The organism is Streptomyces zhihengii (assembly GCF_016919245.1).
Classification (GTDB): Bacteria; Actinomycetota; Actinomycetes; order Streptomycetales; family Streptomycetaceae; genus Streptomyces; species Streptomyces zhihengii.
The window spans coordinates 6352913-6367806 of record NZ_JAFEJA010000001.1 but is presented as its reverse complement, the minus strand read 5'-3'; the positions used below and the strand labels follow the sequence as shown (position 1 = coordinate 6367806).

At 74.5% G+C, this 14894-nt stretch carries 16 protein-coding genes and 1 riboswitch; of the genes, 6 read left to right on the top strand and 10 right to left on the bottom strand.

From position 1 onward, the window contains the following. Nucleotides 1-6: 6 nt before the first annotated feature. The 7 genes from JE024_RS27100 to JE024_RS27070 all read right to left on the bottom strand — a co-directional run bounded on the left by JE024_RS27100 (nt 7) and on the right by JE024_RS27070 (nt 5202). The gene (locus JE024_RS27100) at nt 7-681 is read right to left on the bottom strand and encodes a DUF6286 domain-containing protein (protein WP_205376087.1); all 675 of its coding nucleotides are present in this window, start codon (nt 679-681) and stop codon (nt 7-9) included. After that, a complete protein-coding gene (locus JE024_RS27095) occupies nt 678-1049 on the bottom strand; it encodes an Asp23/Gls24 family envelope stress response protein (protein ID WP_205376086.1) in 372 nt (123 codons plus the stop codon). The genes JE024_RS27100 and JE024_RS27095 overlap by 4 nt, the downstream gene beginning before the upstream one ends. Before the next feature lie 6 nt (nt 1050-1055). Then, nucleotides 1056-1247: a hypothetical protein gene (locus JE024_RS27090; RefSeq protein WP_205376085.1), complete on the bottom strand. Its 192-nt coding sequence runs from the start codon at nt 1245-1247 to the stop codon at nt 1056-1058. 11 nt (nt 1248-1258) lie between these two features. Next, entirely contained in the window at nt 1259-1741 is a 483-nt protein-coding gene (locus JE024_RS27085; protein WP_205376084.1) for an Asp23/Gls24 family envelope stress response protein, read from the bottom strand. A gap of 358 nt (nt 1742-2099) precedes the next feature. Beyond that, a complete protein-coding gene (locus JE024_RS27080; protein WP_205376083.1) occupies nt 2100-2891 on the bottom strand; it encodes an enoyl-CoA hydratase/isomerase family protein in 792 nt (263 codons plus the stop codon). A 139-nt stretch (nt 2892-3030) separates the two neighbouring features. After that, entirely contained in the window at nt 3031-3252 is a 222-nt protein-coding gene (locus JE024_RS27075; protein ID WP_005319113.1) for a helix-turn-helix domain-containing protein, read from the bottom strand. A gap of 351 nt (nt 3253-3603) precedes the next feature. Beyond that, on the bottom strand, nt 3604-5202 hold the full coding sequence (locus JE024_RS27070; protein ID WP_205376082.1) for an ABC-F family ATP-binding cassette domain-containing protein: 1599 nt from the start codon (nt 5200-5202) through the stop codon (nt 3604-3606). Between the two features lie 285 nt (nt 5203-5487). Here JE024_RS27070 and ypfJ point away from each other — a divergent pair, with 285 nt between their 5' ends. Next, the gene (ypfJ, locus tag JE024_RS27065; protein WP_205376081.1) at nt 5488-6378 is read left to right on the top strand and encodes a KPN_02809 family neutral zinc metallopeptidase; all 891 of its coding nucleotides are present in this window, start codon (nt 5488-5490) and stop codon (nt 6376-6378) included. A gap of 90 nt (nt 6379-6468) precedes the next feature. Then, on the top strand, nt 6469-6876 hold the full coding sequence (locus JE024_RS27060; protein WP_205376080.1) for a VOC family protein: 408 nt from the start codon (nt 6469-6471) through the stop codon (nt 6874-6876). Nucleotides 6877-6904: 28 nt separating this feature from the next. Here JE024_RS27060 and JE024_RS27055 read toward each other — a convergent pair whose 3' ends face one another. The 3 genes from JE024_RS27055 to JE024_RS27045 form a co-directional block, all read right to left on the bottom strand. After that, entirely contained in the window at nt 6905-8248 is a 1344-nt protein-coding gene (locus JE024_RS27055; RefSeq protein WP_205376079.1) for a hypothetical protein, read from the bottom strand. Between the two features lie 168 nt (nt 8249-8416). After that, entirely contained in the window at nt 8417-9544 is a 1128-nt protein-coding gene (locus JE024_RS27050; RefSeq protein WP_205376078.1) for an alpha/beta hydrolase, read from the bottom strand. Between the two features lie 67 nt (nt 9545-9611). After that, nucleotides 9612-10295, bottom strand: a complete 684-nt coding sequence (locus tag JE024_RS27045; RefSeq protein WP_205376077.1) for a class II aldolase/adducin family protein — start codon at nt 10293-10295, stop codon at nt 9612-9614. 243 nt (nt 10296-10538) lie between these two features. Here JE024_RS27045 and JE024_RS27040 point away from each other — a divergent pair, with 243 nt between their 5' ends. From JE024_RS27040 to JE024_RS27025, 4 genes are all read left to right on the top strand, one after another. Beyond that, complete coding sequence (locus JE024_RS27040; RefSeq protein ID WP_205376076.1) at nt 10539-11783, top strand: inorganic phosphate transporter; 1245 nt, start codon at nt 10539-10541, stop codon at nt 11781-11783. Nucleotides 11784-11795: 12 nt separating this feature from the next. Beyond that, on the top strand, nt 11796-12017 hold the full coding sequence (locus JE024_RS27035; protein WP_205376075.1) for a hypothetical protein: 222 nt from the start codon (nt 11796-11798) through the stop codon (nt 12015-12017). A 149-nt stretch (nt 12018-12166) separates the two neighbouring features. Next, nucleotides 12167-12308, top strand: a riboswitch (cobalamin riboswitch). A 90-nt stretch (nt 12309-12398) separates the two neighbouring features. Further along, nucleotides 12399-13364: a cobalamin biosynthesis protein gene (locus JE024_RS27030; RefSeq protein ID WP_205376074.1), complete on the top strand. Its 966-nt coding sequence runs from the start codon at nt 12399-12401 to the stop codon at nt 13362-13364. Next, nucleotides 13361-14878 carry a cobyric acid synthase gene (locus JE024_RS27025; RefSeq protein WP_205376073.1) on the top strand — a complete coding sequence of 506 codons (1518 nt, stop codon included), beginning with the start codon at nt 13361-13363 and terminating at the stop codon, nt 14876-14878. The genes JE024_RS27030 and JE024_RS27025 overlap by 4 nt, the downstream gene beginning before the upstream one ends. Nucleotides 14879-14894: the final 16 nt, after the last annotated feature.

The window sequence follows — 14894 nt, the reverse complement described above, 5'->3', positions numbered from 1 at the left end:
GCGTCCTCACTTCTTCCTGGCCGACGGCCGTCCCACCTGCACGGCGAGCGCCGGCGGCCGGGCGAGACCGAGTTCCTTCAGCCCCGCGCCGAGGGCCGTGTCGAGATCGGCGCGCACCTCGTCCAGCGGCCGGAAGTGCGACCGGGCCCGCACCGACGCCTTGGAGCGCCGCATCTTCACCCGTACGGACTGCACGCCGGAGACCTCCATCGCCCGGTCCCGCAGGACGAGCGCGGCCGCCTCCCGGTCGAGCGCGGCCCGCACCCCGGCGCGGCCGGTCCGCATCGTCAGCAGCGCCCGCAGCCCCGGGGTCAGGGCCACGGCGACGAGCACCAGGCCGAGGAGCGCCACGGCGGCCGAGACCGCGAGCACGCCCACCTCGTCCAGCCGCCACTCGGCCAGGTGGTCGGCGAGGGAGCGCCGCCACTGCATGGCCGGCCGGTCGGCGCGTACCGCGGCGACGTCGTAGAGCAGCAGACCGGCGGCGCCGAGCACCACCACCGCGACGAGCGCGGCGGGGGTGCGACGCCCGGACCAGAAACGTCCGGTGGGGCCGTCGTCGGCGGCCGCCGGCCGGTAGTCGGCGGCCGAGGAGGACTGGTCCATCTCGGTGACGGGCCCCGTCGCCTTCGAGGACCCTCCGTCGGCCTTCGGCTCCGCCTCGGGCTCCGGCTCGGTCATCGGATCCTCTCCTTCGCGCCGCGCCGCGTGTGGGGCGAGTGCAGCCGCTCCACCTGCACCGCGACCTCGGGTACGTCCATGCCGGCCAGGGTGGTCACCCGTTCGGTGACCCGCCGGCGCACCGCGGCGCACCGCTCGCCGATGTCGGAGGGGTAGTCGAGTTCGAGGCTGACCCGCACACGGGCGGTGTCGTGGTGCACCACGACCATGGCGTGCGGCGCGGCGCTGTCCGGCGGGACGCCGCCGAGTGCCTCGCGTGCCGCCTGGGCGGCGATCTTGGCCACGACGCGGTCCGCGACGGTGGTCGATCCGCGTTCGGCGGCCGCCACTCGTCCCGCCCGTGCGGCGGGGGCCTCAGCGGCCGCCATCGCGGATCACCTCCGCCCGTCGCCGCGGTCGCGGCCCCGGAAGAAGTCGCCCACCTCGAGGTCGCCCTCCAGGAAGCGGCCCACCACGAAGCCGACCGCCCCCAATGCGGCGACCAGCACAAACGCCCCGAATCCGCCGAAGTATCCGGCGAACGCGAGAGCCATGCCGGCCACCATGCCGACCACGGCCATGCTCATCTGGAGCTCCTCTACTGGATTCGCTGCTCCGGCTCGTCCTCTTCCTCGTCGGGCAGCTTCACATCGCTGACGGCGATGTTGACCTCGACGACTTCGAGACTGGTCATGCGTTCGACGGCGTCGACGACGTTCTCCCGCACGGCACGGGCGACGTCGGAGATGGAGACGCCGTAGTCGACGACGATCTCCAGGTCGAGGGCCGTCTGGACCTCGCCGACCTCGGCCTTGACCCCGCGGGTGACGTTGGACCGGCCACCGCCGCCGCCGGGGACGCGGTCGCGTACGGCGCCGAAGGTGCGGGAGAGCCCGCTGCCCATCGCGTGGACGCCGACCACGTCCCGCGCGGCGAGGCCCGCGATCTTCTCGACTACTCCGTCGGCGATGGTCGTGCGTCCCCGCACACCGGCCTCGGGACGTTTGCTGACGGGCGTCCTGCGGGAGTCACCCGTCTGGTCGCCTGCACTCTGGGGTCGGCGGTCGCCTGACTCGCTCATCACGTGATCCTTTCCGGGCGTGGACTTCCTCCCCCGGGCCTGATCCCGTCCCGTGTCCGCCAGGACACGGAGCACGGCCCCGTGCCCACATTAAGTGCGGGTGCCCCGTCCCGCTCCGGCAATGCGGCGGGCCGGGGAAACGGCACCTGATCGGGGGGCCCGGACACACGGAAGGCCCGGGCGCACGGCGATGCCGCCGCGCGTCCGGGCCACGGGGTCCGCTCCGGAACCGGAGGCGTCCGGCGGGCCGGGCGGGCCGCCTGCGGAGGCGTCCGGTCCATCCGCGCCGAGAAGCCCGCCGCCGCGCCGGAGGCGTCCGGCGGGCCGGAGGGCCGGTGTCCGTGCCGGAGGGGTCCGGTCAGTCGGAGAGGCCGGCGAGGTCGCGCAGCCGGCGGGTCTGCGCGGCGCGCTCGGCGGCGCGCTGTTCGTCGTAGCCGCGGCCGGCCGCGCCCTGGAGCAGGGCCTTGGTCTCGACGACGGCGTCGCGGGGCGCGGCGAGGAGCGCCGCGGCGAGGTCGCGGACGGCGGCGTCGAGCTCCTCCGCGGGGACGACGAGGTTGGCGAGACCGGTGCGCTCGGCCTCCTCGGCGTGGACGAAGCGTCCCGTCGCGCAGATCTCCAGCGCGCGGGCGTAGCCGACGAGGGACACCAGGGGGTGGGTGCCCGTCAGGTCTGGCACCAGGCCGAGCGCGGTCTCGCGCATGGCGAACTGCACGTCCTCGGCGACGACCCGCAGGTCGCAGGCGAGGGCGAGCTGGAAGCCCGCGCCGATCGCATGGCCCTGGACGGCGGCGATCGTGACGATGTCCGGCCGCCGCCACCAGGTGAACGCCTCCTGGAACCCGGCGATGGCCGCGTCGGTCTCCGCGTCGGACCCGCGTGCCAGGTCGATGAACGACGGCTCGCCGTCGAAACCCTCGGGGGTGAACGCCTGCCGGTCGAGGCCGGCGGAGAAGGACTTGCCCTCGCCGCGCAGCACCACGACCCGCACGTCGCCCGGCAGCGACCGGCCGGCCTGCGTCAACGCCCGCCACAGCGCGAAGTCCTGGGCGTTGCGCTTGTCCGGCTTGGTCAGGGTCACCGTGGCGACGGCGCCGTCGACGGTGAGTCGTACGCCGTCCTTGTCCAGCACAGGGTCGAGCGAAGTCATGGGACGCCTCCGGTTCGGTGCAGTCATGCCCGTGAAAATGAGCTACTGCACAGTAACCACCCGGGGAGCCGTCCGGCCGCCCGGGTGGCCACCGCAGAAGAACCGGTGTACCGAAGGAGCCTTTCTGCCGATACGGAGATCAGGCCGACGCGGCCTTCTTGCCCCGCGTCGCTCCGCCACGTCCACGCAGGACGACTCCGGACTCACTCAGCATCCGATGGACGAATCCGTAGGAGCGGCCGGTTTCCTCGGCCAGCGCCCGGATGCTCGCCCCGGAGTCGTACTTCTTCTTCAGGTCTGCCGCGAGCTTGTCGCGCGCGGCGCCGGTCACCCGGCTGCCCTTCTTCAGAGTCTCGGCCACCCGTGCCTCCTCATGGGAAGTGCGCTCTGGACTTCTCATGATCACCCCTCCCGGGCATCCTGGCCACCCATTCGACAGGGTCAGTACGGAACGCTTGGGGACGGGACGGCCGGCCGCCACGAGCGGAACGCCATCTTCCATTCATGTGTGCCGCCGAAAAGATCCAGCCGCCGGGCCGAAATTGCTGGTCAGCGACGCCTTCACCGGCGGGCGCCCGGGAGGGGGCGGAGCGCAGGCGTCCGCCAGGCGCCACGCCGTGGTACGAGACGTCCTCACACAGATGACGGAGCAGACGTAGGCCGAATGATCCAGACGGAGTGGATCATCGGCCCCCGGGGAGCCCCGTCCGCGTCAGGCGAGGGCGACCAGATCCGCGTAGTCCGCGCCCCACAGGTCCTCCACGCCGTCCGGCAGCAGGATGATCCGCTCCGGCTCCAGCGCCTCGACGGCGCCCTCGTCGTGGGTGACGAGGATGACCGCGCCCTTGTAGGTGCGCAGCGCCCCGAGGATCTCCTCGCGGCTGGCCGGGTCGAGGTTGTTGGTGGGCTCGTCGAGGAGCAGGACGTTCGCCGAGGAGACGACCAGGGTGGCGAGAGCGAGACGGGTCTTCTCGCCGCCGGAGAGCACACCGGCCGGCTTGTCGACGTCGTCGCCGGAGAAGAGGAACGAGCCGAGGGTCTTGCGCACCTCGACGAGGTCGAGGTCGGGCGCGGAGGAGCGCATGTTCTCCAGGACCGTGCGGTCCGGGTCCAGGGTCTCGTGCTCCTGGGCGTAGTAGCCGAGCTTGAGGCCGTGGCCCGGGGTGACCTGGCCGGTGTCCGGCTGCTCCACCCCGGCGAGCAGCCGCAGCAGGGTGGTCTTGCCCGCGCCGTTGAGGCCGAGGATGACGACCCGGGAGCCCTTGTCGATGGCCAGGTCGACGTCGGTGAAGATCTCCAGGGAGCCGTAGGACTTGGAGAGGCCCTCGGCCGTCAGCGGCGTCTTCCCGCAGGGCGCGGGCTCGGGGAAGCGGAGCTTGGCGACCTTGTCGGCGACCCGGACGTCGTCGAGGCCGGCCAGCAGCCGCTCGGCGCGGCGGGCCATGTTCTGCGCGGCGACGGTCTTGGTGGCCTTGGCGCGCATCTTGTCGGCCTGCGAGTTGAGCGCGGCGGCCTTCTTCTCGGCGTTCTGGCGCTCTCGCTTGCGGCGCTTCTCGTCGGCCTCCCGCTGTGCCTGGTAGAGCTTCCAGCCCATGTTGTAGACGTCGATCTGGGAGCGGTTGGCGTCCAGGTAGAAGACCTTGTTGACGACCGTCTCGACGAGGTCGACGTCGTGGGAGATGACGATGAATCCGCCGCGGTAGGTCTTCAGGTAGTCGCGCAGCCAGACGATCGAGTCGGCGTCGAGGTGGTTCGTCGGCTCGTCGAGGAGCAGGGTGTCGGCGTCCGAGAAGAGGATCCGGGCGAGCTCGACGCGGCGGCGCTGACCGCCGGAGAGGGTGTGCAGCGGCTGGCCGAGCACCCGGTCGGGCAGGCCCAGCGCGGCGGCGATGGTGGCGGCCTCGGCCTCGGCGGCGTACCCGCCCTTGGTCAGGAACTCGGTCTCCTGGCGCTCGTACTGGCGCAGCGCCTTGTCGCGGGTGGCGCCCTGGCCGGTGGCGATGCGCTCCTCGTTCATCCGCATCTTGCGGATGAGGGTGTCCAGGCCGCGGGCGGACAGGATGCGGTCGCGGGCCAGCACGTCGAGGTCGCCGGTGCGGGGGTCCTGCGGGAGGTAGCCGACCTCGCCGGAGCGGGCGATGGTGCCGGCCGCGGGGATGCCCTCGCCGGCCAGGCACTTGGTGAGGGTGGTCTTGCCGGCTCCGTTGCGGCCGACGAGGCCGATGCGGTCGCCCTTGGCGATGCGGAAGGAGGCGGATTCGATGAGGACGCGCGCACCTGCGCGCAGCTCGATACCGGATGCGGTGATCACGGGGGAAGACTCCAGGGCGGTCTGGACGGCGGAAGGGACGGGTGAGCGACGCTTCGACGCCGTCTAAGGCACAAGGAGAATTGCCATACGGCCAGTCTAACGGGGCACGGCAAGTGTTTTTCCGGGGTCGGGCGCACCGTGACCGGCGCCACGCCGCGTCCGGCGGCGCCCGTGCGCGCCCCGCGCGGGCCGGGTCGTACCGGGGCGCGGGCGGCGGGCCGGGGCGCCGCGGCCGATACTCGCCGGGAGTGGCGGGCGTCCGCCGCCGAGGAGCGGAGGCCGCCCGTGCAGTTCGACGACGACGCCGGCCTGGACACCTCCGAGGTCCGCGACGTGCGCGGCAGCCGGGTGCCCGGCGGCCGGGCCACGATCGGCGGCGGTGTCGCCGGGATCGTCGCGCTGATCCTCGGCCTCCTCTTCGGCGTCGGCCCCGAGCAGCTCGGGCTGTCGTCCGGCGAGGAGGAGCCGGCGGTGTCCGAGTCCTCGCAGGCGGAGGTGGCGCGTGCCTGCCGGCGGGGCTCCGACGCCAACAGCCGCGAGGACTGCCGGATCGTGGCGGTGGTCAACAGCGTGCAGGACTACTGGCGCGCCGAGTTCCGGCGGCGCCAGGGCCGGTACACCGAGGCCAGGACCGTGCTCTTCACCGGCCGGACCGGCACCGGGTGCGGGGCCGCCACCTCGGCGGTGGGCCCCTTCTACTGCCCCGCGGACCGGCAGGTCTACCTCGACCTCGGCTTCTTCGGCGACCTGCGGGACCGGTTCGGCGCCTCCGGCGGCCCGTTCGCGCAGGCGTACGTCGTCGCCCACGAGTACGGCCACCACGTGCAGAACCTGACCGGTGTCCTCGGGCGCGCGCAGGACGGCCGGCAGGGCGCCGGGTCGGCAGCGGTCCGGGTGGAGCTCCAGGCGGACTGCTACGCCGGGGTCTGGGCACGGCACGCGACGACGGCCCCCGACGAGACGACGGGACGGCCGCTGCTGACCGAGCTCGGCGAGGCGGACGTCCTGGAGGGGCTCGACGCGGCGGCCGCGGTGGGCGACGACCGGATCCAGCAGCGCTACCAGGGCCGGGTCACCCCCGACACCTGGACCCACGGTTCGGCCGAGCAGCGGCAGGCGTGGTTCCGGCAGGGCCTGCGCACCGGGGACATGGCGCGCTGCGACACGTTCCGCTGAGGCCCGGCGCGCGCCCGCGCCCGGCGGACGGCGGTGCCAGACTGAGACCCGGATCACATCCGCCGGCCGAGCGGGCGAGGAGCGAACGCCATGCCGCAGTCACCGAACATCTGTCCCACGCTGGTCTACGCGGACGCGAAGGCGGCCGTCCGGCAGCTCACGGACGCCTTCGGTTTCACCGTCCACGCGATGTACGAGAACGAGGACGGCTCCGTCGCCCACGCGGAGCTCGTCCACGGGAACGGCATGGTGATGCTGGGCAGCCGGGGCACCGGGAGCGAGTTCGACAGGCTGATGCGGGACGCCGGCCCGGCCGGGGTCTTCGTCCATGTCGACGACGTGGACGCGCACCACGCGAGGGCCGCCGGGCAGGGCGCCGAGATCGTGACGGCGCCGGCCGACCAGGACTACGGCGCCCGCGACTACATGGCCCGCGACCTGGAGGGCAACATCTGGAGCTTCGGCACGTACGCGCCCGGGGCGGCGGGGTCGTCGTAGACCCCGGCCCGCCCCCGGCGCGCCCGGGTCAGACGCCGCCGGTGTGCACCTGGAAGGCCGCGCGGCGCACCGCCTTGGCGAGCGCCGGGTCCGGGTGGGCGGCCGCGAGCGCCACGAGCACCTGGACGGTGCGGGGGTGCCCGCCGGCCCTGACCTCCTCGATCAGCGCGGGGACCGTGCCCTGCACCGCGGAGTCCAGGTGGCGCAGGAGCAACTGCGGTTCGCCGTGGTCCGCGACGGCCGCCGCGGTGTCGACCCAGAGCCAGGTGGCCTCTTCCCGGGTGAGGACGTCGGCGGCGTCCTCCGGGTCGGCGCCGTCGTACTCCGCGAGCCAGAGCAGGACGTAGGGGCGCAGCGACGGCTCCCCGGCGGCCGCCCGCACCTCGGCCTCGGCCGGGGCGCCGACGACGCGCAGCGCCTCGAAGGCCAGGCCCCGCAGCAGGGCGTCCTCGCCGCGGGCGACGCCGAGCAGCTCGCCGACCGCGCCGGCCACCGTGCGGGCCGCGATCCAGGCCCGGTACTCGGCACGGGCGGGGCCCGGCGTCAGACGGGCGCAGCCGCGCAGCATGTCCTCGGCGGACTGCTCGATGTTGCCGGCCGGGCTCTGCGCGGCGACGCAGATCTGCTCCAGCTTGACCCACACCGCCCAGTTGCCCAGCGGGGTGAGCGTGGCCTGTCCGCGGTCCAGGGTCAGGGCCCCCACGGAGGCGAGCCCTTCGAGGGACCAGTCGAGCAGCGCCGACACCGGGACCTCGCCGGCCGCCGTCCCGGCCGGTTCGGCTCTGGCCGGCTCGGCCTTGGCCGGCTCGGCCTTGGCGGGGGGCACCTCGCAGCGTTCCTCGCGCAGTTCGGCCACGCGCTGCTGGAGCAGGTCGAGGAGGGTCTCGGTCGCGACGGGGCCGGCCGAGAGCTGGAGCAGGGAGAGCACCTGCGGCACGGCCTCGACGACCTCCGCCACGGCGGTGGGGGCCACGTCCGCGGGGGCGGGGTGGGCCAGCGACCAGGCGTCGAAGAGGGCCACCCAGCCGCGCAGCACGGCCATGTCGTCGCGGTCCCAGGCATGCAGCCGCCAGCCGGGGCGGGCGGCGTCGCCGTGCATCTCGATGAGACCGGCCAGGCGTGCGCGGTCCCAGCCCGCGCGCACCTTCTCCGGGGTCAGGTCCAGCGCGGCGGCGGCACGCTGCCGCGCCTCGGGGACCGAGCGGGCCGCGGCGGGGCCGCGTTCGACGGCCGCCCAGCGCGCGATGCGCACGGCGTCGGCGAGGACCGAGCGGGCCTGGCGGGCCAGCTCGGCGGGGGCGGGCGTGCCCTCCGGCGGGCGGGTCGCCGGGCGGGTACGCCGGGTCGTCACGGCCCGTCGCGCACTGGCCATGGGACGCGGGCGGACGAGACGGAGTCTGGAGTTGCGCGCCAATTGCTCATCAGGCTTTCGGGACGTCACGGGAGCAGTCTTCCCGCTCACGGCCCGAAAGCCCAAACGGAGCGGCACGGGACGGCTCCCGGGGCCTTCCCCGGGAGCCGTCCCGTGCCGCCGGCCGCCCTACGCCAGGGGGGTGAGGAAGCGCCGGAGGACCTCTTCGTAGCGGGCGGGGTCGGCGTTCCACATGGCGCCGTGCGGGGCTCCGTCGACGGTGTGGAGGGTGACCAGGTCCGGCCGCTCGCCGGCCAGCCGGCGCGAGCCGTCCCAGGGGGCGAGGGTGTCGCCGGGGCCGTGGAAGATCAGCGTCGGGACGCGGACGGCCAGGGGGTCGGCGGCTCCGGCGAGCCGGCCGGCGTGTGCTCCGGTGCGGCCCTGGGCGGCGCGGACCGCCAGCGGGAGCAGCGGGGCGGGCGTGCGGCGGGCCGCGACCAGGGCGCGCAGGGTCACCTCCCAGTCCAGCACGGGCGAGTCCAGGACCAGGCCGGCGATCCGGTCGCGCAGCGCCGAGCCGGCCGCGGCGCGCAGCGCCATCGCCGCGCCGGTGGACCAGCCGTGGACCACGACGCGCTCGGCGCCGTGCCGCACGGCGTGGCGGATCGCGGCGTCCAGGTCGCGCCACTCGGAGTCGCCGAGGTGGCTGAGGCCGTCCGGCGGCCGGGGGGCGCCGGCGTCGCCGCGGTAGGCGAGGTTCAGCACGGGGAACCGCTGCTGGCGCAGGAAGCCGAGCAGGTTCAGCGGGTGCTCACGGGTGGTGCCGATCCCGTGCACGGTGATCACCCAGGTGCCGCGGGCACCGGGGACCATCCACGCCGGGAGGGCGCCGAGTTCCCCGGGGACCAGGACGTCGGAGTAGGGGATGCCGAGCGCGGTGGCCGGGTCGCCCTTGTGGAGCCGGGGGGTGAGCCGGACCCGCGCTCCCGGGGCGAGGCCGCCGTCGGCGACCCGGTCGAGCCGCCGGACGACGGTGTCGGCCGAGGCCGCGGCCCCGTCGATCACCGGGCCGACGACCGCGTGGACGCCGGAGCCGGTGAGGCCCCAGGTCCCCGGTCGCAGGGAGACGAGGCTGCGGGTGAGCGTGATCCTGCCGGGCTCGGTCCCGTGCACGGTCAGCCGCGGATCGCCGGGCAGGGCGCGTCGGGCGGGCGCTCTGAGCGCGGCGCTGCTGGCGTAGCGTCCGGCGGCGACCGTGGCCGCGCCGACGCCGATCAGGGTGGTGACGGCCGCTGCCGTCGCTGTAGCCGGGCGCACCGCTCCAGTGTCGGCAAGGCAGCCGACGTCTGCCAGCCGGCGGCCGCCGCCCGGCGGCCCGGACCGGTCAGGCGGGCGGGGCGTCCGGCGGGCGCCGGCCGTAGTCGCGCAGCCGGCCGGCCGCGTCGGCGAGCTGGGAGTCGGAGAGCAGCGCGGGGGTGCGGCCGGGGACCGAGGAGGCCGTGAGCCACAGGCGGCACATCCATTCGAGCTGGGCCGTGCGGTCGTACGCCTGGTCCAGGGTGTCGCCGTGGGCCACGGTGCCGTGGTTGGCCAGCAGGCAGGCGGTGCGGTCGCGCAGGGCGGCCAGCATGTTCCGGGCCAGTTCCGCCGTGCCGTAGAGGGCGTAGGGGGCGACCCGGACGGGGCCGCCGAGGGCGGCGGTCATGTAGTGGACGGGCGGCAGTTCGGACACGAGGGTGGAGACGGCCGTCGCGTGCACGGCGTGGGTGTGGACGACGGCGCGGGCGCCGGTCGCCCGGTACAGCGCCAGGTGGAGCGGCAGCTCGCTGGTGGGCACCCCCGACCCGATGACCCGCTCGCCGTCCAGGCCGACGCCGAGGACGTCCCCGGGGCCGAGGCGGTCGTAGGGGACACCGCTGGGGGTGACGAGGACGACATCGCCGTCCACTCGTACGGAGACATTGCCGGAGGTGCCGACGACGAGCCCTTCGGCGGCGGTCCTGCGGGCCGTCGCCACCAGGTCCCGCCATGCCTGTTCGATCGCGTCGCCGTGTGCCTGAGCGGTCATGGGCCGATCCTGTCAGGCCGTGCCCCGCCCGCGCCGCCGGATGCCGTCACGGGGTCCCGGCGGGGTGGGCGCGACACAGGGTGTTCGAGTGAACGCCCCCTGCGGTCGACGGCGGTCCGGAACGGGAAACGGAACGTCTTGACGCCACTTGCGGTCACCACAGCGCCCGACCCAGTTCATCTTCCGTTCATCCAGGTTGCCTACGGTCCACACGTCAATGACGTCAAACGATTGCCTGGGTAAATGGAACACATCACCTTGCTGCTCGCGATTGTGATCGTGACAGCGCTCGTGTTCGATTTCACGAACGGTTTCCACGACACCGCCAACGCGATGGCGACGACCATCTCGACCGGCGCGATGAAGCCCAAGACCGCGGTGGCCATGTCCGCCGTTCTGAACCTCGTCGGCGCGTTCCTCTCCGTGGAGGTCGCCAAGACGATCTCCAGCGGTCTGGTCGACGAATCAGGCATCTCACCTGAAGTCATCTTCGCGGCGCTCGTCGGCGCCATCCTCTGGAATCTGCTGACCTGGCTGGTCGGTCTGCCGTCCAGCTCGTCGCACGCCCTCATGGGCGGCCTGATCGGCGCCACCGTCGCGTCCGTCGGCTTCTCCGGCGTCAACGGCGGCGTCGTCGTCACCAAGGTGCTGATCCCCGCGATCGCCGCCCCGCTCGTCGCCGGCATCGGCGCGATGCTGGCCGCCCGGCTGACGTACAAGCTCGGCAAGCGGACCGACGAGAAGGCCACGGCCAAGGGCTACCGCGCCGGCCAGATCGCCTCCGCGGGCCTGGTCTCCCTGGCGCACGGCACCAACGACGCCCAGAAGACGATGGGCATCATCACCCTCGCCCTGGTCGCCGGCAATGTGCTCGCCCCCGGTTCGAACCCCCCGCTGTGGGTCATCGTCTCCGCCGGTGTCGCGATCGCGCTCGGCACCTACCTCGGCGGCTGGCGCATCATCCGCACCATGGGCAAGGGCCTCACCGACCTCCAGCCGCAGCAGGGCTTCGCCGCCCAGACCAGCGCCGCGAGCGTCATCCTGGCCTCCTCCAACCTGGGCTTCTCCCTCTCGACGACCCACTCCTGCTCCGGCGCCGTGATGGGCGCGGGCCTCGGCCGCAAGGGCGGCGTGGTCCGCTGGTCCACGGCGACCCGGATGTTCGTCGCCTGGGGTCTGACGCTGCCGGCCGCCGGTCTGGTCGCCGCGGCCTCGGAGTTCGTCACCAAGCAGGGCGACTGGGGCGTCGCCGTCGTCGCCGTCTTCCTGGTGGCGTCCTGCCTCGCGATCTGGCTCGTCTCCCGCCGCCAGGTCGTCGACCACACCAACGTCAACGACGTGGAGCCGGGCGAGGAGGAGCCGGCGGGTGTCGTCACCACCGCCATGGCCGCCGTCGCCCCGCCGCCCGCTGGCGAGTTCAAGACCACCATCCCGGCCCCGGCGTCCGAGCCGGCCGAGACCGAGCCGGCCCGTCCGGCCACGGTGTAAGGAAGCAGCAGCATGAAGATCGACTGGGCAGCTCTCGGCTCCGTGTTCGGCGTGAGCCTCGTCGCCACCGTCGCCCTGGTGGGCCTGTTCACCCTGGGCATCATCGGCCTCAGCAAGCAGGAGTCGGCCACGGCCTCCGGCGGCTCGGTGGCCCTGGCCCGCACCGGCGCGTACGTCTGCTTCGCCCTGTGCGCGGTGGCCGTCGCGTTCGGCATCTACCTGGTCGTCGACTGACGACCGCACACCGGGCCGCGAGCGGCCCGTGACACGTCCGGGAGCCGGGCGTGGCGGCACCCCCGCGGTGCCGTCGCGCCCGGCTTCCGCGCTGTCCGCGGTGTGGGCCTCGGCACACTGTCCCGTCGCAGGTCAAGGGTGAGTTGACGGGCGTACGCGGGCGTGGTGGACTGCCGGGGCCAATACGGCGGCAGCAGAGGAAGTCCGGTGCGAATCCGGCGCGGTCCCGCCACTGTGACCCGGGGAACCTCCCGGGGAGCCAGGAACTCTCACCGCCGGTCACGTCGAACCAGGGCGCGGACCCTGAGTGAGGACTCGTCGTCATGCCCGGCCGCGGCTCAGCCCTGCCCGCCCCTTCCCACCCCGGGGGCCGCTGACCCCATGGGTGCCGAACGCACATCTGCGGACCGGGTGTTCGCCTGCGGCGCCGCCGCCGGTCTCGCCGCCGACCTGCTGCTCGCGGACCCGCGCCGCGGACACCCCGTGGCCGCCTTCGGACGGGCCGCCGGCGCCGTCGAACGGCTGCTGTGGCGCGACCACCGCGGCCGGGGCGTCCTCCACACCGCGGTGTGCGCCGGGGGCGCGATCGGCGCGGGCCTGCTCGCCGCGCGCGCGGTGCGCCGCTCCCCCGCCGCATCCGTCGCCCTGACCGCGGCCGCCACCTGGGCCGTCGTCGGCGGCACCACCCTGGGGCGCGAGGCGCGCGCCGTCGGGGACGCGCTCGCGGCCGGGGACCTCGGCGCCGCCCGCGCCCGGCTGCCCCATCTGTGCGGCCGCGACCCGCAGGCGCTCGACGAGGCGCAGATCGCCCGCGCCGTCGTGGAGTCCGTCGCGGAGAACACCTCCGACGCGGTCGTCGGGGCGCTGGTGTGGGGCGCCGTCGCCGGTGTGCCGGGGCTGCTCGGCTTCCGGGCGGTCAACACCCTGGACGCCATGGTGGGCCACCGCTCGCCCCGGTACCTGCGCTACGGCTGGGCCTCCGCGCGCCTCGACGACGTGGCCGGCTGGCCCGGAGCGCGGCTCACCGCGGTGCTCGCGGTGCTCGCGGGCCCCGACCCGCGGGGCGCCGTACGGGCCTGGCGGGCCGACGCGGACAAGCACCCGAGCCCCAACGCGGGCCCGGTGGAGGCGTCGTTCGCGGGGGCGCTCGGCGTACGGCTGGGCGGGACCCTGTCGTACGCGGGGCGCGTCGAGCACCGGCCCGTCCTCAACGGGGGCGGCCGGGCGGTGGAGTTCGGGGACATCGAGCGGGCGGTGCGGCTGTCGCGCCGGGTCGGCGTGCTGACGCTGGCCGTCTGCGCGGGCGCGCGGCTGGTCCGCGCGGCGACGAGGGGGAGGCGGACATGAGCGGCGGCGGACTGCTGGTCGCGGGGACGACATCGGACGCGGGCAAGAGCGTGGTGACCGCCGGGATCTGCCGGTGGCTGGTGCGGCGGGGCGTGAAGGTCGCGCCCTTCAAGGGCCAGAACATGTCGCTGAACTCGTTCGTGACGCGCGAGGGCGCGGAGATCGGGCGGGCGCAGGCGATGCAGGCGCAGGCCGCCCGGGTGGAGCCGACGGCGCTGATGAACCCCGTGCTGCTCAAGCCCGGGAGCGACCGCTCCAGCCAGGTCGTGCTGATGGGCAGACCCGTCGGCGAGATGAGCGCCCGGGGCTACCACGGCAACCGGCAGCAGGAGCTGTTCGAGCCGGTGACGGCCTGCCTGGAGGAGCTGCGGGAGAGTTACGACGCGGTGATCTGCGAGGGCGCCGGCAGCCCGGCGGAGATCAATCTGCGGCGCACCGACATCGTGAACATGGGCATCGCACGGGCCGCCCGGCTGCCGGTGCTGGTGGTCGGGGACATCGACAGGGGCGGGGTGTTCGCGCAGTTCTTCGGCACCACGGCGCTGCTGGACGCGGCCGACCAGTCGCTGGTCGCGGGCTACCTCGTCAACAAGTTCCGCGGCGACGTGACCCTGCTGGAGCCCGGCCTGGAGATGCTGCACGGTCTGACCGGGCGGCGGACCTACGGCGTCCTGCCGTACGCGCACGGGCTGGGCATCGACGAGGAGGACGGGCTGCGGGTGTCGCTGCGGGGCGCGGTGCGCGAGTCCGTCGTCGCGCCGCCGGTCGGCGAGGACGTGCTCCGGGTCGCGGTCTGCGCCGTGCCGCTGATGTCCAACTTCACCGACGTGGACGCGCTGGCCGCCGAACCGGGCGTCGTGGTCCGCTTCGTGGACCGGCCGGAGGAGCTCGTCGACGCCGACCTCGTGGTCGTCCCCGGCACCCGCGGCACGGTCCGGGCGCTCGCCTGGCTGCGCGAGCGCGGGCTCGCCGCCGCGCTCGCCCGGCGGGCCGCGCAGGGGCGGCCGGTGCTCGGGATCTGTGGCGGCTTCCAGGCCCTCGGCGCGCACATCGAGGACGACGTCGAGTCCCGGGCGGGCGAGGTCGAAGGACTCGGACTGCTGCCCGTGCGGGTGCGGTTCGCCCGCGAGAAGACGCTGGCCAGGCCGGTGGGCGAGGCACTGGGCGAGCGCGTCGACGGCTACGAGATCCACCACGGCGTCGCCGAGGTGCTCGGCGGCGAGCCCTTCCTGGACGGCTGCCGGGTGGGCTCGGTGTGGGGCACCCACTGGCACGGCTCGCTGGAGAGCGACGGCTTCCGCCGGGCGTTCCTGCGGCAGGTGGCGGCGCAGGCCGGGCGGCGCTTCGTGCCCGCGCCCGACACCTCCTTCGGGGCGCTGCGCGAGGAGCAGCTCGACCGGCTCGGCGACCTGATCGAGGAGCACGCGGACACGGACGGTCTGCTGCGGCTGATCGAGCAGGGGCCCCCGGAGGGACTGCCGTTCGTCCCGCCCGGTGCCCCGGCGGCACGGTGAAGGTCATGGACGTCGA

What these genes read in the sequence shown, in the direction of transcription:
- JE024_RS27095 (WP_205376086.1), bottom strand. Translation starts at nt 1,049, where the DNA reads ATGGCGGCCGCTGAGGCCCCCGCCGCACGGGCGGGACGAGTGGCGGCC.
- JE024_RS27035 (WP_205376075.1), top strand. Translation starts at nt 11,796, where the DNA reads ATGAAGATCGACTGGGCAGCTCTCGGCTCCGTGTTCGGCGTGAGCCTC.
- JE024_RS27085 (WP_205376084.1), bottom strand. Translation starts at nt 1,741, where the DNA reads ATGAGCGAGTCAGGCGACCGCCGACCCCAGAGTGCAGGCGACCAGACG.
- JE024_RS27045 (WP_205376077.1), bottom strand. Translation starts at nt 10,295, where the DNA reads ATGACCGCTCAGGCACACGGCGACGCGATCGAACAGGCATGGCGGGAC.
- JE024_RS27080 (WP_205376083.1), bottom strand. Translation starts at nt 2,891, where the DNA reads ATGACTTCGCTCGACCCTGTGCTGGACAAGGACGGCGTACGACTCACC.
- JE024_RS27090 (WP_205376085.1), bottom strand. Translation starts at nt 1,247, where the DNA reads ATGAGCATGGCCGTGGTCGGCATGGTGGCCGGCATGGCTCTCGCGTTC.
- JE024_RS27055 (WP_205376079.1), bottom strand. Translation starts at nt 8,248, where the DNA reads ATGGCCAGTGCGCGACGGGCCGTGACGACCCGGCGTACCCGCCCGGCG.
- JE024_RS27030 (WP_205376074.1), top strand. Translation starts at nt 12,399, where the DNA reads ATGGGTGCCGAACGCACATCTGCGGACCGGGTGTTCGCCTGCGGCGCC.
- JE024_RS27060 (WP_205376080.1), top strand. Translation starts at nt 6,469, where the DNA reads ATGCCGCAGTCACCGAACATCTGTCCCACGCTGGTCTACGCGGACGCG.
- JE024_RS27100 (WP_205376087.1), bottom strand. Translation starts at nt 681, where the DNA reads ATGACCGAGCCGGAGCCCGAGGCGGAGCCGAAGGCCGACGGAGGGTCC.
- JE024_RS27025 (WP_205376073.1), top strand. Translation starts at nt 13,361, where the DNA reads ATGAGCGGCGGCGGACTGCTGGTCGCGGGGACGACATCGGACGCGGGC.
- JE024_RS27040 (WP_205376076.1), top strand. Translation starts at nt 10,539, where the DNA reads ATGGAACACATCACCTTGCTGCTCGCGATTGTGATCGTGACAGCGCTC.